This is a genomic window from Vibrio scophthalmi, assembly GCF_040869025.1.
Taxonomy (GTDB): domain Bacteria; phylum Pseudomonadota; class Gammaproteobacteria; order Enterobacterales; family Vibrionaceae; genus Vibrio; species Vibrio scophthalmi.
This window is the reverse complement of the sequence record NZ_CP134271.1, coordinates 2,683,214-2,708,547: the sequence shown is the minus strand read 5'-3', so window position 1 is coordinate 2,708,547 and position 25,334 is coordinate 2,683,214. Positions and strand designations below refer to the sequence as shown.

Genomic DNA, 25,334 nt, shown 5'->3' with positions numbered 1-25,334 from the left:
TAGTTAACGAGATCAGATATGTACTTTGAATGGCAGGGAGCTCATCCCGTCCAATTACGTTGCATCGACAAGTATGTTGAAACACCCGATACCATGAGCATTAAACTTGCGCCGCTAGAAAGCCAACTTGCCGCGCTTGACTCCATCCAGTTCGATTTTAAACCCGGCCAATTCATTACGGTTGGTGTAGAAATTGAGCAAAAAATGGAATATCGCGCGTATTCACTTAGTTCGATCGCTGGCGAATCTCATTTACAACTCACCATCAAGCGAGTGGAAGGCGGTAAAGTGTCCAACTATTTACTTGATACTCTTCAAGTCGGTGACTCCCTACTCGCCCTACCGCCAAGTGGTGAATTCAATACGATTGATCATCCACCAGTGCGCATCAATGATAATAAAAAAGCATTACTGCTGAGCGCAGGTTGCGGCATCACGCCCGTCTATGCAATGGCCAAGCAGTGGCTAGCCAATGGTGCTGATGTTGATGTTCAGTTTTTGCATGTCGCGAAGTCGGCTCAACAAACCATCTACTTTGATGCACTTGAGTCAATGGCTGCAACCGAAAAACAGTTCACGTTGTCACTACTACTAAAAGATGCCAGCGGAACAACGCATCCACAAGGTCGTTTAGACAAAGAATGGCTTTTGCAATTGGTGCCAGATTTAATGCAGCGAACAGTCTATCTGTGCGGCCCAAGCCAGTTTATGCAAGATACACACGATAACTTGCAGGCTCTGGGGTTTGATATGAACAATTTCTTTCAAGAAAGTTTTACACCTGTTAGCTCAACAACAGAGTCAGAACGAGACGATCAAGTGGAAGATAAAGCGGTATCCGTTGCTGTCGAAGCGTTCGGCAAAGAAGTCGTTGCCCAGCAAGGCGCGGTGTTAGCTGACACATTAGAGGCTGCAGGACTGCCCCTGATTGTTGCCTGTCGTAGTGGCATTTGTGGTTCATGCAAATGCAAGGTGACATCCGGCTCTGTGCGCAGCACAAGCCTTGAGACATTAAGCGCCGAAGAAATTGAACAGGGCTATGTTCTGGCCTGTTCGTCAACCATTGAAAGCGATCTTGCTGTGCAGATTGGCTAGCAATGCGACTCTTTTGCCATTAAAAAGCCCATCATATTGCTATGATGGGCTTTTTATTCAACTTAATTCGCTAAAGCGACTTACTAGCTGTCATCTTCAGTAAAGTTGGTTGGCAGTGTCGTTTTCATTTGGTGCCAAATGTGGCCACTGTCGATACCATACTGACGAACAATCGCTGGGATCTGTTCACGCTCACCCGTTTCACAAACTTCGTACAAGTCACGGTAAAACTTCAACGCCAACAGTCGCGTTTGTGGGTTTGAGAAGTAGTAACTGCCGACACGATCATAAAGCTTTTTCAGACCATTGAAGATCAGACCGTAAATCTGGTTGCCTGAATGGAAAGCGAGGCGTTGAAATAGCATGTAGTCGTAATAATTGAATGTCTTCGCAATCAAAATAGCTTCACGCTTAAGCGGATCTTTTTCACCGTCATCTTTAATATGTTGACGAATCTTGTCAGCATATTGTGAATCGGTCATAAATGAATCCCATGATTCTGCGGTTGTAAGCGCCTCACAAGATTCAATAACATTTTGCATCGTACGCATTGAGCTTTCTTTATTTACTTTGAAAGCGTAACGCATAAATATCGGGCTGATATTAGTACGTGCTGCAAGCAAATCTTCTACGATAGAAGTCGCATTCTCAGCATCTAAGGTCATCATAGTGTCGAGAATATGCAAACCTGAAGTTTCCATAAACTGGTTTACTTTGGTCGGTTTACCGTGCTGGATTGTCAACCAACCATCTCGTGCAAGTCGCTGAAGTACTTCACGTAGTGTGGTTCGAGTGACACCAATCAGCTCTGAAAGCTCACGCTCAGCAGGAAGAATGGAACCAGGAGGGAAGCGCCCTTTCCAAATACTTTCGATTATGTATTTTTCTGCTAATCCTGCAGGGCTCTTTGCCTTTATGACCATTGAGTTGTTCCAATATTCTATTTATAGGGGGATCAGATAAACTCATCATACCACTACTTATTACGTATCGGAAACAAACAGACTGTAAAGTTCTCGCAAAACAATAATAGAGTAATAACACTAATCCAGGTAAGGCTGGGTCATTATTTCTTTATAACTCTAAACTAAAAAAATAGTACTTTAACCTCTGCTAAAATATCTGAAACGCCCATAAACAAAGGGATTTCTATTAAATCTTATTTTGCAAAAACGCAAAAACCCAGATATATAAGGGGTTATTTCACTTCAATAGAACGTCATATTCTTGGCTTTCGCACGACGTGAGACAGCAAACAGAATTTATCACAACTCGTATGCTAGCCTTACGCCACTTCGCTCGCGTTTTTTACAATTAATTGCCGCGTATTTTGTCAATATAAACATAATGATTGACTAAATAGCGCTGAAGAGTAGAGTGACGACCGAAGTTAAAAGTGCTTGTCTTTCTCAGGGAGTGACTTGGCAAGACCACATGACAGTTTTCGGAGTGTTGTTTTTCTAAGTCGCTGTTTCATCGGTATGCCATAAGTTTACCGACCACGTGAATTCAAGCGTGCGCAGTGTCTATTCGTAACAACATATAAGAGTAATTGAATCATGCCGATGTCACTCGGAAATGCATTTATTAAGAACTTTCTTGGTAAAGCCCCTGATTGGTACAAAGTTGCCATTTTCTCATTTCTTATTATCAACCCGATCGTATTCTTTTTCATCGATCCGTTCGTTGCAGGTTGGCTATTAGTTGCAGAGTTTATTTTTACTCTTGCGATGGCATTAAAGTGCTACCCTCTTCAACCTGGTGGTCTACTGGCAATTGAAGCTGTCGCCATTGGAATGACCAGTGCCGATCAAGTAAAACATGAACTGGTGGCGAACATCGAAGTTCTGCTATTACTCGTTTTCATGGTTGCTGGCATCTACTTCATGAAACAGCTACTGCTGTTCATCTTTACTAAACTGCTGCTTGGTATTCGATCAAAAGTTCTGCTTTCAATGGCATTCTGTTTTGCCGCGGCATTCCTTTCTGCCTTCCTTGATGCACTAACCGTTATTGCGGTTGTAATTAGTGTTGCAGTCGGTTTCTACTCTATCTACCACAAAGTGGCTTCTGGTAACCCAATTGGTGACCATGACCATACTCAAGATGAAACCATTACAGAGCTAACTCGTGATGACCTTGAGAACTACCGCGCATTCCTTCGTTCACTACTGATGCATGCAGGTGTGGGTACCGCCCTTGGTGGTGTAATGACCATGGTAGGCGAACCACAAAACTTGATCATCGCAGACCAAGCTGACTGGTTATTCGCTGAATTCCTAATTCGTATGGCGCCGGTTACCATCCCAGTATTCTTCTGCGGCATGCTCACCTGTGCAATGGTTGAAAAGTTTAAAGTCTTTGGTTACGGTGCAGAGCTGCCTGATAGCGTGCGTCAAATTTTAGTTGATTTCGATAACGAAGAGCGCAAAACGCGTACTAACCAAGATGTAGCAAAACTTTGGGTTCAAGGTGCGATTGCAGTATGGCTAATCGTTGGCCTTGCACTACACGTTGCTGCTGTTGGCCTAATCGGTCTATCCGTGATTATCCTTGCAACCGCATTTACTGGCGTTATCGAAGAGCATTCGATGGGTAAAGCGTTTGAAGAGGCGCTGCCATTTACTGCACTACTTGCCGTGTTCTTTGCGGTTGTGGCTGTAATCATCGACCAAGAGTTATTTAAACCTGTTATCGACGCGGTACTTGCCGTTGAAGACAAAGGTACTCAGTTGGCTCTGTTCTACGTTGCTAACGGTCTGCTATCGATGGTATCGGATAACGTGTTCGTCGGTACGGTTTACATCAACGAAGTGAAATCTGCACTGATCGATGGTCAAATTACTCGCGATCAATTCGACCTACTAGCGGTTGCTATTAACACGGGTACTAACCTACCTTCTGTTGCAACACCAAACGGTCAAGCTGCATTCCTATTCTTGTTAACTTCAGCACTTGCACCGTTAATTCGTCTATCATACGGACGCATGGTTATCATGGCTCTGCCATACACCCTAGTACTAGCACTAGTTGGCCTAGCGGGCATCGTGTTCTTCCTAGAGCCTGCGACTGCGTGGTTCTACGATGCAGGTTGGATCAGCCAACACGTTGGTGAAGTGAGCGCTGCTGTCACAGGCGGTCACTAAATTTCCCTTGATTAGGGAACTGTTACACGTTAAAAAGCTCTGAGTATTCAGAGCTTTTTTATTTCTGTAAAGGACATTACTCGTGAATTTTCTCTCAACACTCAAAACATTCTCGCAAGGGCGACTCTCTTGGTCTCTTTTGTTGCTCGCCATCGTTCTCTTTGAAGCCTGTGCACTCTACTTCCAACATGTTATGGAGTTAGCTCCTTGTGTGATGTGTATTTATGAGCGCGTGGCAATGATGGGTATTGGTGGCGCAGCGATTATTGGCTTAATCGCACCGCAAAATCCGTTCGTCCGCTGGCTGGGTCTTGCGGCATGGGGAGCAACAGCTTACAAGGGCCTAGAGCTTGCTCTACAGCACGTTGAGTACCAGTTTAATCCATCCCCTTTTGCTACTTGCGATCTGTTCGTGACCTTCCCTAGCTGGGCACCACTGAACCAATGGATTCCAGGTATGTTTGAAGCCTACGGTGATTGCGCAGAAGTGGTATGGCAATTCTTAACGCTTTCGATGCCACAATGGCTAGTGGTGATTTTTGCGGGTAATCTGGTTGCACTGGCGTTTATTGTTGTTGCACAGTTTGCTAAGAGCGAGAGCTAGAAGCAAGGGCTAGATGCGAGAGCGCTTTGCTTTGAGAATCGAGAGGTGAAGAGCAAAAGCTAGAACGCTGCGCTTTGAGAATCGAGAGACGAAAAGCAAGAGCTAGAATGCTGCGCTTTGAGAATCGAGAGACGAAAAGCAAGAGCTAGAACGCTGCGCTTTGAGAATCGAGAGGCGAAAAGCTAGAGCTAGAACGCTGCGCTTTGAGAATCGAGAGGCGAAGCTAGAAGCGAAAGCGCTTTGCTTCGAGTATCGAGATTAACGGTCTGCGATGACTGATAGGGTTGGCGATATGCCAGCCCTTTTTTACATCGATAAAAAAGCGCAGGAATAACCTGCGCTTCTGCTATCGTGTACTTTAACTCTCGTCCACATTTTCACTGACGATAGTTAAAAAGCAGACTTTCGCCTGCTTTGTTCTAGTTCATGTCGCGCCCTGGCGCTGGTGCTAACACTTCACGGTTACCATTGTGGCCTGGTGCACTCACGATGCCTTGAGCTTCAAGTTGTTCGACAATACGTGCCGCGCGGTTATAACCAATTTTGAAGCGGCGCTGAACACCTGAAACTGAACCTCGACGTGATTGCACAACATGCTCAACCACTTGGTCAAATAGTGGGTCAGTATCCTCATCCGCTTCCATCGATTCGCCTGGTAACAGGCTTTCAGGCCCCTGTTCACCACTGATGATTTCTTCGATGTAATTTGGCTTACCACGTGCTTTCCAGTTATTCACTACGGCATGCACATCATCATCCGAAGCGAAAGCACCGTGAACACGTTCAGTATGGCTTGAACCTGGCGCTAGGTAGAGCATATCACCCATACCTAACAATGATTCCGCACCGCCTTGATCAAGAATCGTGCGCGAGTCCGTTTTGGTTGAAACGGTAAAGGCAATACGGGTTGGAATGTTCGCTTTAATTAAGCCAGTAATAACATCAACCGAAGGACGCTGAGTAGCCAAAATTAAGTGGACACCGGCTGCACGTGCTTTTTGCGCCAAACGAGCGATCAGTTCTTCAACTTTTTTACCCACCACCATAATAAGGTCGGCAAATTCATCGACCACCACCACGATATAAGGCAATTTTTCTAGCAATGGCGCTTCTTCATCCATGCTATCGCCCGGTTTCCACAATGGGTCATGGATTGGGTGACCAGCATCGGCTGCCATTTTCAGCTTGTCATTGAAGCCTTTGATGTTACGTACACCGAGTGCCGACATCAGCTTATAACGACGCTCCATCTCACCCACACACCAACGCAGTGCATTGGACGCGTCTTTCATGTCAGTAACCACTTCGGACAATAGATGTGGAATACCTTCGTAAATCGACAACTCCAACATTTTCGGGTCGATCATGATAAAACGCAGATCTTCCGGCGATGCTTTATACAGCATGCTTAGAATCATCACGTTTACACCGACCGATTTACCAGAACCGGTTGTACCCGCCACTAATACGTGTGGCATTTTTGCGATATCGGCAATAACCGCTTCACCGGCAATGTCTTGACCAAGGACGACTGTCGTCGGTGACTTAGCATCAATAAAGGTTTGGCTTCCCACTACATCAGAGAAAAATACCGTTTGACGGCTCATGTTCGGCAACTCTAGACCGACATAAGGCTTACCAGGGATCACTTCAACCACACGCACTGCCATCGCAGATAGGGAGCGAGCTAAGTCCATTGAGAGGCTCGAAATACGGCTTACTTTGACACCCGGTGCTAAATCAAGCTCAAAACGGGTGATCACAGGACCTGGGAAAATATCAACCACGGTCGCTTGAATTTTGTAATCAGCCAATTTGGATTCAACCAAACGAGCAATATTTTCTAACGCTTCACGATCGATAAAGTTTTCACGCTTCTCTGGATGGTAAAGCAACTCTAAAGTCGGCAGTGGTTCTGTCGGCTTAGGTAAATTCAGTTCTTGTTGTACTAAGAACGGGTTTTGTTTCGCAACTACCTTCGCTTGAGCATCAGCAACAATTGACTGGAATGCTGAAACATCTTCATCTTGATTGTCATGTTCAAGCGTCACAGGCTCGGTCATTGGCACGTCAACGGCTGCAGGTTTGGCGGTCGGTTGTTCGCTCGGCTCTACGACATCAAACGAGCTAATGGTTGGTTCAATATGGGTAGAATTGGGTTCTACTTGCTGAGTAATTTCATCCAACTGCGTTTGATCAATCTCTGGTGCAGTTTGTGGCTCAACTTGCTGCCAAGGCGCTTCGTTCGGAGCTTGATTATGTTCTGTAGGCTGAATAACAGCAGCACCTGCCGGCAGTGTCTCTTGCTGCCAAGGAGGGATGAACTGTTCGGCCATATCATCCGCTTGAGTCGCATCCTGCTCTAGTTGTTCAATCGTCGCTTCAAGTTGGCGCGTACGCTCAACTTCACCATTCGAAACCGGATCATAGTGAGGGGCTTCTTGCGGAGCGGCTTCCTGTGGGGTGAAATCTTGTTGTGTATATGGTTGATCCTGCTGCTCGTTATAACCCACAGCGCTCGGCGCCTCGTGAGGTTGATACGTTTCATGCAACGGATCTTCCGACACTGTTGACGCTTGAGTCTGATACCCTTCTTGCTCTTGCGGCGAGACAGAAGTACTTTCCGCGGCAATATTCGCAACACCACTTGTTGCTACCGCACTGACCGCTTCTGGCATATGAATATTGTAACGACGTGGCTGCTCATGATCCTGCTCACTGTTCTGATCATGATCCGCTTGAGCCGTTGCTTTAACAGATGCGCGTTCAAACTCATCCGCCTGTTTGAGCTGTGGTTCCATCACTTCATCTTGTTCACCACGAACACGATTAAATAGGCGTGTGAATGCCTTAATCGCAGAATCGCCAAGCCAATCAACTATCGTTAACCATGAAATGCCCGTGAGGAGGGTAAAACCGGCGCCCCAAAGAAACAGTAGTACCAATGTCGTACCGAGGGCATTAAGCGTCGGAAGCGCCAAACTAGTCAGTACATCGCCAATCACACCACCAGAGGAAAAATACCAAATATCATCAAAGTTGATATCGGCAAGAGCGCAACTGGTCAGAACTAAAATCGTGAAGCCAAGGAAACGAGTGCCCCAAAGCATCAAATCAAGTGGATCATCTTCATCACGCTTACGTAAGCAAACCCAAGCGGTGACGACAATTAACAAAGGAATAGTGTAAGCCAGTGATCCAAATGAAAAGAACAGAGTGTCGGCAAACCAGGCACCAATGATACCGCCAGCGTTCGCAATATCTCCCGCCCACGCCGTTTGCGACCAGGATGGATCAGCAGGACTGAAGGTTAATAAGGCAACATAGAGCAAAATAGACGCCAGTACTGCCACAATAAGGCTGCACTCTTTCAGGCGTTCAGGCCCCGATAAACGGGTAGACTGAGGCTCTTCCCCGGTTTTTATAATTGTTTCGACTTTACTGCTGTTCTTTTTGAACATAACTTACTTATCTTTATTAGGAAAAAAATAGCCCGAGCAGCAAAGCTACTCGGACTATAGATTTAACCATATCAAAGCTAAAAACCCAATTGTCTAACGTCAGAATATCGAAAGGGATTCCACCTCTGTCACTCTGCGCACATAACAATCTAGGAGATTGACCAAAAAAGACCCTAGTTAACGGCACCAAAGGCTCACTAACCAAATGTTGTTAGCTTGGTCTCATCTCCTCAATGACTATAATTAGCGGGTTTTGATCACTAGCTGATTAGTTTGTTTTACTTCTTCCATTACTACGTAAGTACGTGTGTCGTTTACACCCGGTAAACGCAGTAATGTATCGCCAAGCAGCTTACGATATGCACCCATATCAGCTACTCGCGTTTTTAATAGATAGTCAAAATCACCTGATACTAGGTGGCACTCTTGAATGTCATCCAGTTTTTGTACCGCGGTATTAAACTGTTCAAACACATCTGGCGCACCACGATTTAACGTAATTTCAACAAACACCAATAGAGACGCATCAAGATACTGTGGGTTAAGTAACGCAGTGTAACCCGTGATGTACCCTTGGCGTTCGAGACGACGAACACGTTCTAAACATGGTGTTGGTGACAAGCCCACACGCTTTGATAATTCTACGTTTGAAATTCGACCATCTTTCTGCAATTCATTAAGAATATTGCGATCGATACGGTCTAGATCCTTGGACGGCTTCTTATTGTTGTCTGCCATTTTTTATTCCACCTTATTACTTCCTTGCAAAAATATATACTACATCTTTTTAATATTTAGTATCAAATGTTAAACATTTGCTCTTATACTAGATATTAATTCGACAATACTACCCTACACACAGTTATTACAACCAAAAAAAAATGAGGAGTCAGGATGATCATTGGCGTACCAAAGGAAATCAAGAACCACGAATATCGCGTCGGCATGATTCCAGCCAGCGTTCGCGAGCTAGTGTCTCAAGGTCACCAAGTTTTTGTTGAAACCCTAGCCGGATCCGGCATTGGATTCTCAGACGATGATTACATCGCTGTAGGCGCATCCATTCTTCCTACTGCTGCTGACGTTTTCTCGACAGCAGAAATGATCGTTAAGGTAAAAGAACCTCAAGCTACCGAGCGTTCAATGCTCCGCGAGGGGCAGATATTATTTACTTATCTACACCTAGCCCCAGATTTTCCACAAACTGATGAGCTAATCAAGAGTAAAGCCGTCTGTATAGCATATGAGACTGTAACAGATAATATGGGTCGCTTGCCACTACTTGCACCAATGTCGGAAGTTGCTGGACGTATGTCGATTCAAGCTGGCGCCCAAACGCTGGAAAAATCCCATGGTGGCAGTGGTTTATTACTTGGCGGTGTTCCAGGGGTCGAACCGGCCAAAATCGTAGTAATTGGTGGGGGTGTGGTCGGTGCGAACGCTGCCAGAATGGCCGTCGGCATGCGTGCCGATGTAACGATTCTCGATCGAAACATTGATGCGCTTCGCAAATTGGACGAAGAGTTCCAAGGGCGCGCAAAAATGGTGTATTCAACTGAAGACGCCATCGAAAAACACGTTCTATCTGCTGATCTTGTTATTGGCGCGGTATTAATTCCAGGCGCTGCGGCACCAAAGTTGGTGACGAAAGCGCACATTGCCAAAATGAAACCCGGCGCTGCCGTTGTTGATGTCGCCATCGACCAAGGCGGTTGTTTTGAAACGTCACATGCTACTACTCACGCCGATCCAACTTATATCGTCGATGATGTCGTGCACTACTGTGTCGCCAACATGCCGGGCGCGGTCGCGCGTACCTCAACCTTTGCACTGAATAATGCAACGCTTCCTTATATAGTCAAATTAGCCAATAAAGGCTACCGCCAAGCTCTGTTGGACGATAAAGGCTTCTTGGAAGGTCTCAATGTGATTCACGGTAAAGTCACTTGTAAGGAAGTGGCCGAAGCATTTGGCCTTGAATACATCGAGCCAGAGCAAGCGATTAAGATGTTTAACTGATTAAAGAGCATCGAGAGTCGAGAAGCGAGAGTTTAAGACTTCTCAACGTTGACCACTAAACACTGGCCAATAAACATTGACGACTGAAAAGACAAAGGGTTGGCGCAATGCCAACCCTTTTTGTTCGTCTTTTTGTTCATATAGCGATTTCAATAACCACTCACTGAAACATCGTTGAACAGTTAAATTTCGTCAACCGCCTTCACGAGTCACAAACTACAGCTATCTCGCCTCTCTATATGGGGCAAAGCTGAAAGCTTTGATGCTAAAAGCTCGTTTTTTAGAACCAACGCTCAAGTGACGTTTTATCTAAGTGACGAAACGCGCGATTTAGAATGCGAGCCAACTCTTTATAGCGAGGCTTCGCTTTTAGTGGTTCTAGAGCATAACCACTTTCAATAATTTTTTGGTGCAACTCACGATACCAGCCAGCAAGCGATGGTGGTAATTGTGTATTAGCGCGATTGCCTAGCCACCACATACCTTGGATTGGCATGCTGATAGCAAACAGAGCCACTATCACCGCTTGCGGTAACGCTTGGTGATTGGTAAAGACCATTTGCGTAAGCACACTAATAGCTGCAACGGCTGGCATTACCTTCATACCAAAACGTGTTGCCTTTATAATGCGCTGCTCTGGAAACAGTGGCGCGAGTTCTTTGCGCACAGGCCAAGTATCCATGTACTTTTGACCATCACGTAAGCTGTGAACGAGACCGACTTTATTATTCATATTACTCTCTCACTTCCGGTACAAGGCACTTAACTTCAAAATAAGTTGAAACTTTCAACTAAACGCGTAAAAAATTGACGAAAGTTAATATTCTTTCAAATTTTTTTTGTTATATTTGTCTATTATCGCTATCCTTGGCACGCCCTCAATCTCATTGTTGCTCTTATTTACAATTTAGGCAACGTTGAGAGATATCTGCAAGGATTGCACAAGTTGCTTTCATGGTAAAGCGACCTCTTTTTATACATGGATTTAAGCGCTTTTTAAGCAAGAATGGTACGCAGTTACACTAGACTCGACTATTCTTGTGGTTAAATTTCATCCTAACTGATTTTTATCAGACGATTAACAGGTAGTCATACATGTCAAAGCTAGTTTTAGTTTTAAACTGCGGTAGTTCTTCTCTTAAGTTTGCAATTGTTGATGCAGAGACTGGTGCTGAGCACCTAACAGGTCTTGCTGAGTGTCTTGGTCTTCCAGAAGCTCGTATGAAGTGGAAACTTGATGGTAAGCACGAAGCTCAACTAGGCGCAGGCGCAGCACACGAAGAAGCACTATCTTTCATGGTAGAAACTATTCTTGCTTCTAAGCCAGAGCTTAAAGCTAACCTAGGCGCGATCGGTCACCGTATCGTTCACGGTGGCGAGCAGTTCACTCAATCAGCACTTATTTGTGATCAAGTTCTTAAGGGCATCCAAGACGCTGCAACTTTTGCACCTCTTCACAACCCAGCTCACCTTATCGGTATCGAAGCTGCTAAACACAACTTCCCTGAGCTACAAAACGTTGCTGTATTCGACACTGCGTTCCACCAAACTATGCCTGAAGAGTCGTTCCTATACGCTCTTCCATACAACCTATACAAAGAGCACGGCATCCGTCGTTACGGCATGCACGGTACTTCACACCTATTCATCACTCGTGAAGTTGCAGGCCTACTAAACAAGCCAGTTGAAGAAGTTAACATCATCAACTGTCACCTAGGTAACGGCGCATCTGTATGTGCAATCAAGAACGGTCAATCTGTAGATACTTCTATGGGTCTAACTCCTCTTGAAGGTCTAGTAATGGGTACTCGTTGTGGCGATATCGACCCTGCGATCATCTTCCACCTACACGACGCACTAGGTTACTCTGTTGAGCAAATCAACAACATGCTAACTAAAGAGTCTGGCCTACAAGGTCTAACTGAAGTGACTTCAGACTGTCGTTTCGTTGAAGACAACTACGGTGAGAAAGAAGAAGCAACTCGCGCAATGGACGTGTTCTGTCACCGTCTAGCTAAATACGTAGCTGGTTACACTGCTTCTCTAGAAGGTCGTCTAGACGCAATCACTTTCACTGGCGGTATCGGCGAGAACTCTGGCCCAATCCGTGAAATGGTTCTTAACCGTCTAGCTATCTTCGGTATCGAAGTAGACAGCGAAGCAAACCTTAAAGCACGTTTCGGTGGTGAAGGTACTATCACTACTGCAAACAGCCGCATCCCAGCAATGGTTATCTCTACTAACGAAGAGCTAGTTATCGCTGAAGACACTGCACGTCTAGCAGGTCTGTAATTGACTCAACTGGCTAGCCTTCGGGCTGGCCAGTTTTTCTATAAATAGAAATTTAGGGGCTCAACTCCTATTCCATGAACTCTTCAGGGAATACGTAATTGAGCTTTTAATCCAATAATGTAAGGTAATTAGTCGATGTCTCGTACTATTATGCTTATCCCTACTAGCGCTGGTGTTGGTCTTACTAGTGTTAGCATGGGTGTTCTGCGCACTATGGAGCGCAAGGGCGTTAAAGTTTCTTTCTACAAGCCTATCGCACAACCACGTTCTGGCGGCGATCAGCCTGATCTGACTTCAACTATCGTTGGCGCGAACAGCGATATGAAGATCGGCACTCCAATGCAAATGTCTGTTGCTGAAAGCCTAATCGGTAACGACAACATGGATGAGCTTCTAGAAACTATCGTTGAACGTTACAACCAAATCAACAAAGATGCGGACGTAACCTTGATCGAAGGTCTAGTACCAACTCGTAAGCACCCATTCGCTAACCAAGTGAACGCGGAAATCGCGGCAACGCTTGGCGCAGAGATCGTACTTGTTGCGACTCCTGGTCTAGACAACCCAGCTCAGCTTAAAGAGCGTATCGAAGTAGCATGTTCTAACTTCGGTGGTACTAAGAACAAAAACATCTCTGGTGTTATCATCAACAAGCTTAACGCTCCTGTAGATGAAGCTGGCCGTACTCGTCCAGACCTATCAGAAATGTTTGACGATGCAGACAGCGCACAAACTAACGAAATGAAAGTGATGGAAATCTTCAACACTTCTCCAATTCGTGTACTTGGTTGTGTGCCTTGGTCAATCGATCTAATCGCAACTCGCGCGATCGATATGGCTCAACACCTAAACGCTGACATCATCAACGCTGGTGATATCAACACTCGTCGCATCAAGAGCATCACGTTCTGTGCACGTTCACTACCAAACATGATTGAGCACTTTAAACCAGGTTCTCTACTTGTTACTTCTGCTGACCGTCCTGACGTTATCGTTGCAGCGGCACTAGCAGCAATGAACGGCGTAGAAATCGGCGCAATCCTATTGACTGGCGGTTACGACATCCCTCAAGAAATTGAAGGTCTATGTAAACCTGCATTCGATACTGGCCTGCCAATCTTCAAAGCACAAGGTAACACTTGGCAGACTTCGCTGAACCTACAAAGCTTCAGCATCGAAGTTCCAGCGGACGATAAAGAGCGCATCGAATTCATTAACGATCACGTTGCAGGTCACATCGACGGCAACTGGATTGAGTCTATGACTGAAGGCACGCAAAAGTCTCGTCGTCTAAGCCCACCAGCATTCCGTTACCAACTTACTGAGTTCGCTCGTAAAGCTGGTAAGCGTATCGTACTTCCTGAAGGTGATGAGCCACGTACAGTTAAAGCTGCGGCTATCTGTGCTGAGCGCGGTATCGCTGAATGTGTGCTGCTAGGTAACCCAGAAGAAATCCGTCGCGTTGCAGCGCAACAAGGCGTTGAACTAGGTGCTGGCGTAACAATCATCGATTCAGATGCAGTTCGTGAAAACTACGTTGCTCGTCTAGTTGAACTACGTGGCGCGAAAGGCATGACTGAAGTTGTGGCTCGTGAGAAGCTACAAGATTCAGTATTCCTAGGCACAATGATGCTTGAGAACAACGAAGTTGACGGTCTAGTTTCTGGTGCGGTTCATACCACAGCAAACACTATCGTTCCTCCGTTCCAAATCATCAAAACTGCGCCTGATGCGTCAATCGTATCTTCTGTGTTCTTCATGCTACTACCTGACCAAGTATTGGTTTACGGTGACTGTGCGATCAACCCAGATCCAACGGCTGAACAGCTTGCTGAAATCGCTATCCAATCTGCTGACTCTGCAGCAGCATTTGGTATCGAACCACGCGTAGCAATGATCTCTTACTCTACTGGTGAATCTGGTAAGGGTGCAGACGTTGATAAAGTACGTGAAGCAACTAAACTCGCTCAAGAGAAACGTCCTGACCTAATCATCGACGGTCCTCTACAGTACGACGCAGCAATCATGGAAAACGTAGCAGCTTCTAAAGCTCCTAACTCTCCAGTAGCTGGTAAAGCGACTGTATTCGTATTCCCAGATCTAAACACTGGTAACACGACTTACAAAGCAGTACAACGTTCAGCTGACCTAGTTTCTATCGGTCCAATGCTGCAGGGTATGCGCAAGCCTGTAAACGACTTGTCTCGTGGCGCGCTAGTAGACGATATCGTGTACACAGTTGCACTAACGGCTATCCAAGCAGATCAAGCTGAGCAAGCGAACAAATAATCGTTACCTAATTCACCGATGAATTAAGTAATTAAAAGCCTCCAACTTTGGGGGCTTTTTTGTACCTGTATTTTCCCCCTTATCCACTGTCACCCTTTTCCCTTCCCACGCAAAACTCAGAGCGGTTTAGCTACGTATAAACTTAGGCCAAGTAAAAGCACCGAGCACTGATATTGCTCGTTAGGCTGGTAGGGTTTGCGCTCGTTAGCCATACTGATTTGAACAGCGAAACATTTATAGTGGCCAACTAAAATTAAATTTAACTTTGTTGGGAGAGCACAATGAAGAACGACCTCGACTCCAATGTGATTTTATTAGCGTATGAATGTGTGATGCGTAACGGTTGTAAAACGGAGCTTGGAAAAAGCTACTTAGGCATCGAAGCATTTTCCGATTACGATGGGTATAACGTCTATCTAAAGGGCAAAGGCGTTGAGCTTTCGATGGGCTTTCACAACACCTATCAGCTCAATTATGACCAAGAAAACCACAAATCATCCTTTCTACGCCAACTTGATATTTTAGCGAAATAAAAAGCCCCGCGAGATTGCTCTGCGGGGCTTTGGGTTCGTGTATATTGTTTTGTGTATATTGTTTAGTGCTTAAAAGCTAATGCGTTAGCTCATCACGGCTCGAGTTTATACGCCAGCGGTGATATGCATGCCGTAAAACACACTACGACCTAGCAGTTCAGCAACCACAATAAGTGCAAAAGCAATCGCCATTGGACCCACGGTCACTGGCTTGCGGCGAATGATTGGTAGTAACCATAGCAACATGCCAATCGAGAGCAACACTAAGCGTGTCGCTTGTACGGCAGCATAATCAGGAAGAACGGCCAATGCTGAGGTTACACTCGTTTGTACTTCTCCAAGATGAACTGACAATTGCATTGCCACAATCACAACCGCAAACAAGCCAATAAGACCAGCTACTGACAGCGCTTTGTCAGCACAATCATTGTCATGCTTTGCAGCCGCTAATAGAGTATGCGCCAGTGCCAAACCGCTCACAACCATGGTCAAGCCAAACGCTGCTGGCGTTAGCCATGTGAACCACGTTGGTACCGTATCAATCATGTACACCATCGTCATTGAGTACATGAAGATCACGCCAACCACCATCGCACCAATCATCAGAGCTTTACGTAGCGCGACACTGCCTTTGTCCAATACGGACAACAGCCAGAACAGACCACCGAGAGCAAAGAACACACTGCCAGACGCGATCTCATTAGATAGCCAAGAGCTGCCCACCATATTCAAAGCGTTCATTGCACGGAAAGGGCTACCAAGGTGCATAACTGAAGCTAAGAAGCCTAAACCCATAATTGCCCATAGGCCAAACATCGCTTTATGTAGACGAGTTTCCGTCGGCTCTGACAAACGCTTAAATAAAAGCATTGCTGCTAACACCAAAAACGCACCTACCGAAGTTTGCGCTAACACCGTAAATACGATGAGCGGCCATTCATGCCATGCCATATTAAACCTCCTTCGGGTTAGCCAAGTGGCCTGTGGTATCCCCACAAGGACGCGCATGGCGGTTTGGTTTGATGATAATGTTTGGTTGCGTTAACGATGCTTTCGGCAGTGGAGCCACTTCAGCAAAGTCACCGTATTTAGCACGCAGCTCGGCAATCGGGCCAAATTCCAGCGCACGCAGTGGGCAAGAGTCAACGCAGATTGGTTGCAAACCCTCAGCGACACGCTCGTAGCAGCCGTCGCACTTAGTCATGTGACCTTTTTCTTTGTTGTATTGCGGAGCGCCATAAGGACACGCCATGCCGCAGTACTGACAGCCGATACACTTCTCAGTGTCTACGACGACAAAGCCATCTTCTGCACGTTTATGCATTGCACCACTTGGGCAAACCTTAGTACACGCAGGTTTCGTACAATGGTTACATGCCATTGATACGTAGTAAGAAAATACGTCCTGACGCCATGTACCGTTATCTTCTACCCAGTTACCGCCAGCGTACTCATATACGCGACGGAAGTTCACACCCACATCGAGATCTTTGTTGTCTTTACAAGAAAGCTGACACGTTTTACAACCGGTGCACTTACTTGAATCAATATAAAAGCCGTATTGTTTCATGATTTAACCTTATGCCTTCTTCACCAGTTGAACGTCTACTAAGTTAGTGTGCTGAGGGTTACCCTTAGCCAGCGGACTCGGACGCTGAGACGTCAAAACGTTAATACAACCACCTTTATCCACTTTATTCTTATCTGGTGCGTACCAAGCCCCCTCGCCTAGCGCAACCACGCCCGGCATCATACGTGGGGTGACTTTAGCCGGAATATGGACTTCGCCACGGTCATTAAAAATACGGATCAAATCACCATTTTCAATGCCACGAGACTGCGCATCTAACGGGTTAATCCACATCTCTTGTCGTGCCGCTTCTTTGATAATATCAACGTTACCGTAAGTTGAGTGACAACGAGCTTTGTAATGGAAACCGGTCAATTGCAGTGGGAAGGTTTGACGCTTTTTAGAGTCCCAACCATCAAAAGTTGACACGTAAATTGGTAGAGGGTGAATCACTTCATCTTCTTGCAATTCCCACGTAGCAGCCAAGTGTGCCAAGCGCTCTGAGTAAATCTCAATTTTGCCTGATGGCGTTGTGAGTGGATTCTGCTCTGGATTTTCACGGAACGCTTTGTAGGCAACAAAGTGGCCATTAGGATCACGACGCTTGTAGATACCCATTTCACGCATGGTTTCAAAATCTGGTAAGGTTGGGTCTTGTTCGCGAGTTAGTGCGTAAAGATGACGCAACCAACCTTCTTGATCACGACCTTCAGTAAACGCTTCCCCCACACCCATTCGCATGGAAATTTCAGAACAGATCTCGTAGATGCCTTTTGCTTCAAACTGAGGCTCAATCGCCTTATCAGCGAAGATAAAGTAAGGCATGTTGGCCGCCTTAGTATCCATACAGAAATCGGCTTGCTCAGATGTTGTTAAGTCAGGCAGAACAATATCAGCGTATTTCGCCGAAGAAGTCATATGGTTATCGATAACAACGATTAGTTCACACGCTTTATCATCTTGCAGAATATCGTGAGTTTTGTTGATATCTGAGTGCTGGTTAATCAAGCAGTTGCCTGCATAGTTCCAGATCATCTTAATTGGCGAGCGTAGCTTCTCAACACCACGAACACCATCACGTAGATCAGTCATTTCCGTGCCGCGAACAATCGCATCTGTCCATAAGAACATCGGGATTGAAGCCGCAACTGGGTTAGTTAAGGTAGGGAAACGAACAAACGGAATATTGTAATCTGACTCACGCGCACCAGTACCACCACCGTGAATACCTACGTTACCAGTCAAGAGCGCTAACATTGCGATAGCACGAGATGCAATCTCACCATTGGCAGTACGTTGAAGGCCCCAGCCTTGAAGCACAGCACAAGGCTTAGTCGAACCAATTTCACGTGCGGTTTTAATGATGGTATCAACTGGGATGCCTGTGATTTTCGCCGCCCACTCTGGTGTCTTTTCTATGCCATCTGGGCCTTCACCTAAAATGTACGACTTGTAATCACTTTTAGCCGGCGCTGATGCTGGTAGGGTTTTCTCATCATAACCAACACAGTATTTATCAAGGAATGGCTGATCAACCAACTCTTCTTTGATCATTACGTAAGCCATCGCAGCAATGAATGCAGCGTCGGTTCCCGGACGAATTGGGATCCATTCATCTTCACGACCACCCGCGGTATCAGTGTAGCGAGGGTCAATCATGATCATACGAGCTTGTGAGCGCTCTTTAGATTCCATCAAATGGTGAATCAGACCGCCGCCCGACATGCGTGTTTCAGCAGGGTTGTTACCGAATTGCACGATAAGCTTGGTATTTTCAAGATCAGAGAATGAGTTACCAGCGCCCCAACCACCATAGGTGTAATTAAGACCTTCTTTGATTTGCGCAGTTGAATAATCACCGTAATGGTTTAAATAGCCGCCGCTTAGGTTCATCATACGCGCGATCAAAGAGCCTGCCGGTGGCCACGACTTAGTGACGGTACCGCCTAGCGTACCCGTGCCGTAGTTTAGGTAAATAGCTTCGTTACCGTGCTCTTTAATGATGCGTTTCATGTTGTTGGCAATTTCATCGTACGCTTCTTCCCAAGTGATGCGCTTGAATTTACCTTCACCACGATTACCAACACGTTTCATCGGGTACTTTAATCGATCCGGATTGTAGACACGACGTCGCATTGAACGACCACGTAGGCACGCACGTACTTGGTGATTACCGTATTCATCATCACCGGTATTATCGGTTTCAACCCATTTAATTTCGCCGTCTACAACATGCATACGTAAAGGACAACGGCTACCACAGTTTACCGTACACGCACTCCACACAATTTTTTCTTCAATCGCGTCGTTAGTAGCGGCAGCAACAGGGCTAGATTTAAAAGGAAGTGAGATTGCACTGGCTGTGGCAGCCAGACCACCAACAGCACTTGAAGACTTGATAAAATCACGTCTCGTCAGGCCACCAGTTATTAATGCTTTCAGTGTTTTTTTCATAGGACAATTTCTCATTGGTTGTGAGAAAAGACTCTTTGGTCTTTGCTGCCCTTCTTTTACCCCTTAAGTAGTAAGGTTAATATTGCGCTTAATCAACTATTTTTGCGTGCTACTCACAAAACATCCCACCCTGATTCAAAAATGAGACCCCGATCATATTTTTGAACTAGTTAACATTTATTGAAACATAATATCGAAATGCTTCGCATTATTAGGAGCAAATTATTGCATTTGATTTATTGATTAAGCGCATTTCATTATGAAGCGTAACTCGCTATTCTCTGCGAAAACACTCAGAAACTTATCCTATGCACAATGAATCAACCCTTTTTCGCTTAATCGGCGGTCTACTTTTTCACTCACCGACTTCAGAAACCGCGCAAAGCATCCTCAATAGCTTCTCAGCTCAAGATGACAAAATATTAAAGAATATTGCAGAGTCATCACAGCAATGTGAGGCCGATTTACTTGAAGCGGATTTTTTTCAACTACTACAAGGTAGTGGTGATATGCCCTCTCCTCCATGGGGATCAGCTTATCTCGATAAAGAGAACGCTTTATTTGGTTCATCGACTTTAGAATTTCGTGAGTTTATTCGCGATAAAGGCCTACAATGTGACACAGGGTTAAGAGAGCCAGAAGACCATATTGGCCTAATGTTCATGTTAACTTCTCTGCTTTTAGAACAAGATGATGTAGCTGGTGCGAACCAAATACTCAGTCAACACCTTATGCCGTTTGCACCTTATATGCTTACAGCCATGCAAAATAATGCCGAAACGGCTTTCTACGCGCAGCTGGCTGAATTCTCATTAGGGTGGTTAGAGTATTACTGTGAAGATCAACAATTGGTGATTGCTGAGCGCCGTAACTACTGGCAAGAGACGGAATAAATGAGCACAAACAGTGACGAGGTAATGGCAGAGAAAAGCGATATTGATACCAGTCGCCGTGGTTTTTTTAGAGCTGCGACTCGCGGCGTCAGCCAAACATTTGAAACACCAGACGCTCCCGCCATTAACGTTGGTCGCCCACTCGGAGCGGTGGAAGAGTCGCTGTTTGACCGTTTATGTAATCAATGTGGCGAGTGTGCAGCGGCTTGTCCTCAAGGCGTGATTAACCTCTCTTCTCGTGGACCAGAATTGGATCTCAGCTTAAATCACTGCACATTTTGCCAAAAGTGTATTCATGCCTGCGACACGCAAGCACTAAATCCTCTCAATACGATTGATACAGGCTTGAGGCCTAAATTCACTAATAGCTGCAATGCCCGATTATTCGGTAATTGTGAAGAGTGCTATGAAGACTGTCCTCGCAGTGCCATTGAGCTGCAGCCAAATCAGTTGCCTACGCTAAATGATAACTGTAACGGCTGTGGGGAATGTGTCTCTAGTTGTTACATCGGGGCAATTTCTCTCTGCGCAAGCCATTAGCCTTGCTAACATAATACCGATTCGTAGCCAAAGAAAAGCCTCCAAATTTGGAGGCTTTTTTATCGAATCTTTTTATAGAAAGATACCGTATGGTTACTCTTGTACGACTTTCACTCTGAAAAACAGGGCGTAGAACAGAGGGATAACAATCAAAGTCAGGATGGTTGCGAACAACAAACCAAACATGATAGTCACCGCCATACTCTTAAAGAACGGGTCAATCAGCAGTGGTGCGACACCGAGAATCGTGGTTAGCGCCCCCAGCAATACAGGACGCGCACGGCTAGTTGCAGCATCAATAATCGCAAAATAGGCTGCTTTGCCTTGGGCGATTTCCACATCCGCTTGATCCACCAAAACAATGGCGTTCTTCACCATCATACCGATAAGGCTCAAGAAGCCGAGAATCGCCATGAACTCAAATGGGGTTTGGAATACGATCAAGCCGACCGTCACACCAATGACGGCAAGCGGCGCAGTTAACCAGATAACCAAAGGTTGACGCACCGCGTTAAACATAAAGATCACCGATAAAATCATCGCCGCAAAACCGTATGGCGCTGAAATCGCAAGACCTTCATTGGCATCTTTTGACGCTTTATATTCACCGTACCAAATCAGCTCATAACCTGCAGGCAGTTCAATCGCTTCAATCTTATCGCGTACGTTATTAAAGGCATCCGACGTGAGTACGCCCGGCGCGGGGTCAGCTTGCACCATAATCGTTGGCATGCGGTTAACACGACGCAAAATGGCATCTTGCCAAGCCACATCAACCGAATCGACTAATTGGCTCACCGGAATGTAACCACCCGCTGTTGCACTATACACTTCAGTATTTTCTACCGCACGTTGGTGGTTACGCTCATTCTGTGGTGAACGCACGACGATTGGGATCAAATCATCCCCTTCACGGTAAACACCCACATTACGGCCAGATAACGTCTGGGCAATCGCTAGGTTGATCTCTTGCGTTGTCAGACCAAAGCGCTGCGCTTTCTCGGCTGAATAAACTGGACGAAGCACAGGTACTTGTTGGCGCCAATCATCTTGCACAGCAATTAGATTGCTGTCAGCTTGCATGATTGCCTTTGCTTGTTCCGCAAGTTGACGTAACACGGTACTGTCTGGCCCTTTAAAGCCCGCTTCAATCTTCTTACCGCCGCCACGACCTAGCATGAATTTCCATACTTTGATCGACGCATCTGGGTATTTCACCGCGAGTTCATCTTGCAGTTCTACTAATAACGGCGCGATCTTTTTATAGTCATCGATATCAATCAATAACTGACCATAGCTGGTATTACGTGCTTCTGGTGAATAGGTCAGCATAAAGCGTAAACCGCCGCCACCAATGAAACTCGCAATATTGGTCACGCCTTCTTTGGCTTTAACGTCTTGTTCAATATTCGCAATCATGCGCTCAACACGGCTGATATCCGAACCTTGCGGCAAGTAAACATCCACCACGAACTGCGGGCGCTGTGAATCAGGCATAAAGCCCGGAGGCACATATTTCAAACTGTAGATCGCCACAGTCATCAAACCCAGCAACATCATCATGCTGGCCAAACGGTGTCTTAGTACCCAAGCCAATAGCGCTTTGTACATCGACATCATACGGCCAACTTTGATTTCCCCTTTGCTCGCTTTTACTTTTAAGAAATCAAAGCAGAGCATTGGCGTAATCGTCACCGCAAACACCCAGCTCAAGAACATTGAGTAAAGAATTACCCAAAACAATGAACCTGCGTATTCACCCATATCCGACGGTGACAAACCAATCGCACTGAACGCACAGATACCCACAACGGTACCACCAAGCAGCGGCCATTTCGTCGCATCCACCACTTCTGAAACGATGGTCTCTTTGTCTTCCTCTGGGTTTTGTTGCAAACGGACTAAAATGCCATCAGTTACCACGATAGCGTTATCTACCAACATACCCAGAGCAATAATCAATGCGCCCAGCGAAATACGCTGCATGGCGATATCTTCGATGAACATGATGCATAACGTGGCGGCAACCGTCAGCAATAATACAAAGCCGATGATGATGCCCGAGCGTACGCCCATAAACAGCAGCAATACGATAAATACAATCGCTACCGCCGCAATCAGGTTATCGATAAAGTTCGCCACTGAAGCACGAACCGAATCTGACTGCATCGAAATAACGTGTAATTCCATTCCCAAAGGACGTTGGTCTTCAAGTTCAGCAAGGCGTACTTTTACCGCGTCGCCCATATCCACCACGTTACCGCCAGTGACATTCGAGATACCAAATCCAACCGCGCGTTGACCGTTATAACGCATCAACATGCTTGCAGGCTCTTGATAGCCACGAGTCACCGTGGCAATGTCGCCTAAGCGCATCACTGTATTGCCTTGGCCGACACCCACTTGCAGATTACGCAGATCATCAAACGAGCGAATATTGGAATCTGGGATCACCGGGATACGCATATCGGTGGTTTCGATCGCACCCGCCACCGTCACCACGTTTTGCTTTTGCAATACTTGGAACACTTGCTGTGCCGAAACGCCAAACTTCGCTAAGCGCTCACTCGAGATCTCAACAAAAATGGTCTCTTGACGCTCAGCTAGCGTCGCCGTTTTTGCGACGCCCGGTACAAGCACCAACTGACGACGTAGGCCATCAACATAATCTTGTAACTGCTTGTCACTGTAACCGTCACCGGTTACCGCAAAGAACAAAGCATAAACATCGGAGAAGTCATCATTAACAATCGACGGCCCTGCTCCTGGAGGTAATTGACGCTGCACATCGGCAATTTTACGTCTTAACTTATCCCACACTTGTTGCAGTTCTGCTGAGCTCTTGGCAAATTCCAATTTGATCTCAACCGTGACTTCCGACATGCCTTGTTTGGAGACTGATTTAACCTCTTTGAGCTCTTGCAGCGATTGCACCGCCCCTTCGATTAAATCGGTCACTTCATCCGAAACTTCTTGCGCTGTCGCGCCTGAGTAAGCGGTATTGATCACGGCTTGGCGAATGACAAATTCAGGGTCTTCAAACCGGCCCAGTTTTAAGTAGCTGATGTAACCACCCAGCAAAATCAGGGCAATCATCACCCACACACTGGTGCGTTTTGCGATGGTATAGCGAGCAATATTCATCAGTGCGCCTCGTTATTGCCTTGGGCATCATTACTCATTGGGCGGATTTCCATTCCCTCTAATAAGCTTGATACGCCAGCGATCACCACTTTATCGCCTAACTCAAGGTGGTCGTTGATCACGACGCGATCACGGCTTAATGCCCCAACCTCAACAAAGCGTTTCTCTACGGTGTTATCGGCTCCAACTAGCCAAACAAACTGCTTGCCTTGGTTATCCGGCACAACCGCGGTAATTGGCAGTGTAATCAAAGGATTCTCAAGATCATTATCTTGCTCGGCAGGTAATACTTTCACCGTCATACCCGGCAATACGCGATAACCATTAAGATTTTTAAACCCTAATACCACGGCGTAAGTTTGCGAGATTGGATCGGCTTGAGTCGCGTAAGAACGTAAACTCAAATCAAATAACTGACTTGGAATCGCACTGATTTCCGCTTTCGCTTCTGTACTACGCAAGCCCGAAAGCATCACGCTATCAGGAATGTGGATGACCACTTCCATATCGCTCAAATCATGCAAAGTGAACACTGGCGCATTTGCTTGGATTTGCATGTGATTATCCACCAGCTTGCGGCCGATAATGCCGGCAAATGGCGCTTCAATACGAGTGTAATCAAGCTGACGTTGCGCTTCATCACGACGGTTTTTCGCCAAGTTATAACGGGTAGTTAGCTCATCGAGACTGCTTTTTGAAATCGCCTTGCTCTTTTCGTATATCGCCTTTGCGCGTTGGTATTCGGCTTCAACGTTATTTAACTCTAAACGAGCTGACGCTAATGCAATCTCCGCATCTCGAGAATCCAAACGGGCTAATAGCTGACCTTGAATGACACGATCACCCTCTTTCACCATGATGTCAGTTAAACGGCCACCAATACGAAACGATAGGTCTGCACGCTCTGCAGCACGGACCACACCATTAAAGCTCAAATTGTCGCCACGACTTGCCGTTACGGTTTCCGTTAATGCCGGCTTAACCGATTTTTTAACCACTGGCGTTTCGGCTTCAGCACCGCAGCCAGTCAACATTACACCAGATAAAGAGATACCTATCGCCAATGCGAGTGATTTTAACTTCGCAGAAGTGGCGGTATTGTGCGCTTTTTTCACGTTGTTCTCCTAAGAGGCAAAGATTGCATCTGCCCTAAATTAGAGCGAATAAATGTAAACTCATGAGTTTATTTTTTGGGATTTTATTGGAGCTTTCAAGCAAAGTAAACTCAAAAGTTTACCTTCGCGGCGCATATTGCTAGACTAGTGATATTGCCCGCGTCACATCGCACTTAAGG

Annotated in this window: 18 protein-coding genes; 9 read left to right on the top strand and 9 right to left on the bottom strand. The window is 46.0% G+C overall.

Features of this window, described 5'->3' with window-relative positions; genetic code table 11:
• The first annotated feature begins 18 nt into the window (after window positions 1–18).
• Entirely contained in the window at window positions 19–1,095 is a 1,077-nt protein-coding gene (locus tag RJD38_RS12405) for a hybrid-cluster NAD(P)-dependent oxidoreductase (RefSeq protein ID WP_065545444.1), read from the top strand.
• A gap of 83 nt (window positions 1,096–1,178) precedes the next feature.
• Here the strand turns inward: RJD38_RS12405 and fadR are convergent, their stop codons facing one another.
• Window positions 1,179–2,018, bottom strand: a complete 840-nt coding sequence (gene fadR / locus RJD38_RS12400) for a fatty acid metabolism transcriptional regulator FadR (RefSeq protein WP_367971339.1) — start codon at window positions 2,016–2,018, stop codon at window positions 1,179–1,181.
• Window positions 2,019–2,654: 636 nt separating this feature from the next.
• Here fadR and nhaB point away from each other — a divergent pair.
• Window positions 2,655–4,241 (top strand): Na(+)/H(+) antiporter NhaB, encoded by a 1,587-nt coding sequence (gene nhaB / locus RJD38_RS12395; protein WP_005594710.1) that lies wholly within the window; start codon window positions 2,655–2,657, stop codon window positions 4,239–4,241.
• An 82-nt stretch (window positions 4,242–4,323) separates the two neighbouring features.
• Complete coding sequence (gene dsbB / locus RJD38_RS12390; RefSeq protein WP_005594708.1) at window positions 4,324–4,845, top strand: disulfide bond formation protein DsbB; 522 nt, start codon at window positions 4,324–4,326, stop codon at window positions 4,843–4,845.
• Between the two features lie 419 nt (window positions 4,846–5,264).
• Here the strand turns inward: dsbB and RJD38_RS12385 are convergent, their stop codons facing one another.
• Both RJD38_RS12385 and lrp read right to left on the bottom strand, forming a co-directional pair.
• Entirely contained in the window at window positions 5,265–8,306 is a 3,042-nt protein-coding gene (locus RJD38_RS12385; protein ID WP_065545445.1) for a DNA translocase FtsK 4TM domain-containing protein, read from the bottom strand.
• 243 nt (window positions 8,307–8,549) lie between these two features.
• The gene (gene lrp, locus RJD38_RS12380) at window positions 8,550–9,044 is read right to left on the bottom strand and encodes a leucine-responsive transcriptional regulator Lrp (protein WP_006710825.1); all 495 of its coding nucleotides are present in this window, start codon (window positions 9,042–9,044) and stop codon (window positions 8,550–8,552) included.
• A gap of 156 nt (window positions 9,045–9,200) precedes the next feature.
• On the opposite strand from lrp, the gene ald reads away from it, so the two are divergent.
• On the top strand, window positions 9,201–10,325 hold the full coding sequence (gene ald, locus RJD38_RS12375) for an alanine dehydrogenase (RefSeq protein ID WP_065545446.1): 1,125 nt from the start codon (window positions 9,201–9,203) through the stop codon (window positions 10,323–10,325).
• Window positions 10,326–10,605: 280 nt separating this feature from the next.
• On the opposite strand, the gene yfbV is transcribed toward ald, so the two are convergent.
• Window positions 10,606–11,058: a terminus macrodomain insulation protein YfbV gene (gene yfbV / locus RJD38_RS12370; protein ID WP_005594701.1), complete on the bottom strand. Its 453-nt coding sequence runs from the start codon at window positions 11,056–11,058 to the stop codon at window positions 10,606–10,608.
• Window positions 11,059–11,420: 362 nt separating this feature from the next.
• Between yfbV and RJD38_RS12365 the strand changes: the two genes are divergently transcribed.
• From RJD38_RS12365 to RJD38_RS12355, 3 genes are all read left to right on the top strand, one after another.
• Window positions 11,421–12,617 carry an acetate kinase gene (locus tag RJD38_RS12365; RefSeq protein WP_005594698.1) on the top strand — a complete coding sequence of 399 codons (1,197 nt, stop codon included), beginning with the start codon at window positions 11,421–11,423 and terminating at the stop codon, window positions 12,615–12,617.
• A gap of 135 nt (window positions 12,618–12,752) precedes the next feature.
• Window positions 12,753–14,906, top strand: a complete 2,154-nt coding sequence (gene pta / locus RJD38_RS12360) for a phosphate acetyltransferase (protein ID WP_005594696.1) — start codon at window positions 12,753–12,755, stop codon at window positions 14,904–14,906.
• 281 nt (window positions 14,907–15,187) lie between these two features.
• Entirely contained in the window at window positions 15,188–15,439 is a 252-nt protein-coding gene (locus RJD38_RS12355) for a DUF3081 family protein (protein ID WP_005594694.1), read from the top strand.
• Window positions 15,440–15,544: 105 nt separating this feature from the next.
• On the opposite strand, the gene RJD38_RS12350 is transcribed toward RJD38_RS12355, so the two are convergent.
• Genes RJD38_RS12350 through RJD38_RS12340 form a run of 3 tightly spaced genes read right to left on the bottom strand, consistent with a single transcriptional unit; the run spans window position 15,545 to window position 19,463 of the window.
• A complete protein-coding gene (locus tag RJD38_RS12350) occupies window positions 15,545–16,390 on the bottom strand; it encodes a DmsC/YnfH family molybdoenzyme membrane anchor subunit (RefSeq protein WP_065545447.1) in 846 nt (281 codons plus the stop codon).
• 1 nt (window position 16,391) lies between these two features.
• Window positions 16,392–17,009, bottom strand: a complete 618-nt coding sequence (locus RJD38_RS12345; RefSeq protein ID WP_005594692.1) for a DMSO/selenate family reductase complex B subunit — start codon at window positions 17,007–17,009, stop codon at window positions 16,392–16,394.
• A gap of 9 nt (window positions 17,010–17,018) precedes the next feature.
• The gene (locus RJD38_RS12340; protein ID WP_065545448.1) at window positions 17,019–19,463 is read right to left on the bottom strand and encodes a DmsA/YnfE/YnfF family dimethyl sulfoxide reductase; all 2,445 of its coding nucleotides are present in this window, start codon (window positions 19,461–19,463) and stop codon (window positions 17,019–17,021) included.
• 308 nt (window positions 19,464–19,771) lie between these two features.
• Between RJD38_RS12340 and RJD38_RS12335 the strand changes: the two genes are divergently transcribed.
• Together RJD38_RS12335 and napF are read left to right on the top strand one after the other, a co-directional pair.
• Window positions 19,772–20,356 carry a TorD/DmsD family molecular chaperone gene (locus RJD38_RS12335; protein ID WP_065545449.1) on the top strand — a complete coding sequence of 195 codons (585 nt, stop codon included), beginning with the start codon at window positions 19,772–19,774 and terminating at the stop codon, window positions 20,354–20,356.
• Complete coding sequence (gene napF / locus RJD38_RS12330; RefSeq protein WP_065545450.1) at window positions 20,357–20,896, top strand: ferredoxin-type protein NapF; 540 nt, start codon at window positions 20,357–20,359, stop codon at window positions 20,894–20,896.
• A gap of 93 nt (window positions 20,897–20,989) precedes the next feature.
• Here the strand turns inward: napF and RJD38_RS12325 are convergent, their stop codons facing one another.
• Both RJD38_RS12325 and RJD38_RS12320 read right to left on the bottom strand, forming a co-directional pair.
• Window positions 20,990–24,040 carry an efflux RND transporter permease subunit gene (locus RJD38_RS12325; protein WP_005594686.1) on the bottom strand — a complete coding sequence of 1,017 codons (3,051 nt, stop codon included), beginning with the start codon at window positions 24,038–24,040 and terminating at the stop codon, window positions 20,990–20,992.
• Window positions 24,040–25,155: an efflux RND transporter periplasmic adaptor subunit gene (locus tag RJD38_RS12320; protein ID WP_009387039.1), complete on the bottom strand. Its 1,116-nt coding sequence runs from the start codon at window positions 25,153–25,155 to the stop codon at window positions 24,040–24,042. Before RJD38_RS12320 ends, RJD38_RS12325 begins: the two co-directional genes overlap by 1 nt.
• Window positions 25,156–25,334: the final 179 nt, after the last annotated feature.

Bases quoted from the DNA above. Each gene is read 5' to 3' on its own strand.
- RJD38_RS12405 (WP_065545444.1), top strand. From the start codon at position 19: ATGTACTTTGAATGGCAGGGAGCTCATCCCGTCCAATTACGTTGCATC.
- fadR (WP_367971339.1), bottom strand. From the start codon at position 2,018: ATGGTCATAAAGGCAAAGAGCCCTGCAGGATTAGCAGAAAAATACATA.
- nhaB (WP_005594710.1), top strand. From the start codon at position 2,655: ATGCCGATGTCACTCGGAAATGCATTTATTAAGAACTTTCTTGGTAAA.
- RJD38_RS12385 (WP_065545445.1), bottom strand. From the start codon at position 8,306: ATGTTCAAAAAGAACAGCAGTAAAGTCGAAACAATTATAAAAACCGGG.
- lrp (WP_006710825.1), bottom strand. From the start codon at position 9,044: ATGGCAGACAACAATAAGAAGCCGTCCAAGGATCTAGACCGTATCGAT.
- ald (WP_065545446.1), top strand. From the start codon at position 9,201: ATGATCATTGGCGTACCAAAGGAAATCAAGAACCACGAATATCGCGTC.
- yfbV (WP_005594701.1), bottom strand. From the start codon at position 11,058: ATGAATAATAAAGTCGGTCTCGTTCACAGCTTACGTGATGGTCAAAAG.
- RJD38_RS12365 (WP_005594698.1), top strand. From the start codon at position 11,421: ATGTCAAAGCTAGTTTTAGTTTTAAACTGCGGTAGTTCTTCTCTTAAG.
- pta (WP_005594696.1), top strand. From the start codon at position 12,753: ATGTCTCGTACTATTATGCTTATCCCTACTAGCGCTGGTGTTGGTCTT.
- RJD38_RS12355 (WP_005594694.1), top strand. From the start codon at position 15,188: ATGAAGAACGACCTCGACTCCAATGTGATTTTATTAGCGTATGAATGT.
- RJD38_RS12350 (WP_065545447.1), bottom strand. From the start codon at position 16,390: ATGGCATGGCATGAATGGCCGCTCATCGTATTTACGGTGTTAGCGCAA.
- RJD38_RS12345 (WP_005594692.1), bottom strand. From the start codon at position 17,009: ATGAAACAATACGGCTTTTATATTGATTCAAGTAAGTGCACCGGTTGT.
- RJD38_RS12340 (WP_065545448.1), bottom strand. From the start codon at position 19,463: ATGAAAAAAACACTGAAAGCATTAATAACTGGTGGCCTGACGAGACGT.
- RJD38_RS12335 (WP_065545449.1), top strand. From the start codon at position 19,772: ATGCACAATGAATCAACCCTTTTTCGCTTAATCGGCGGTCTACTTTTT.
- napF (WP_065545450.1), top strand. From the start codon at position 20,357: ATGAGCACAAACAGTGACGAGGTAATGGCAGAGAAAAGCGATATTGAT.
- RJD38_RS12325 (WP_005594686.1), bottom strand. From the start codon at position 24,040: ATGAATATTGCTCGCTATACCATCGCAAAACGCACCAGTGTGTGGGTG.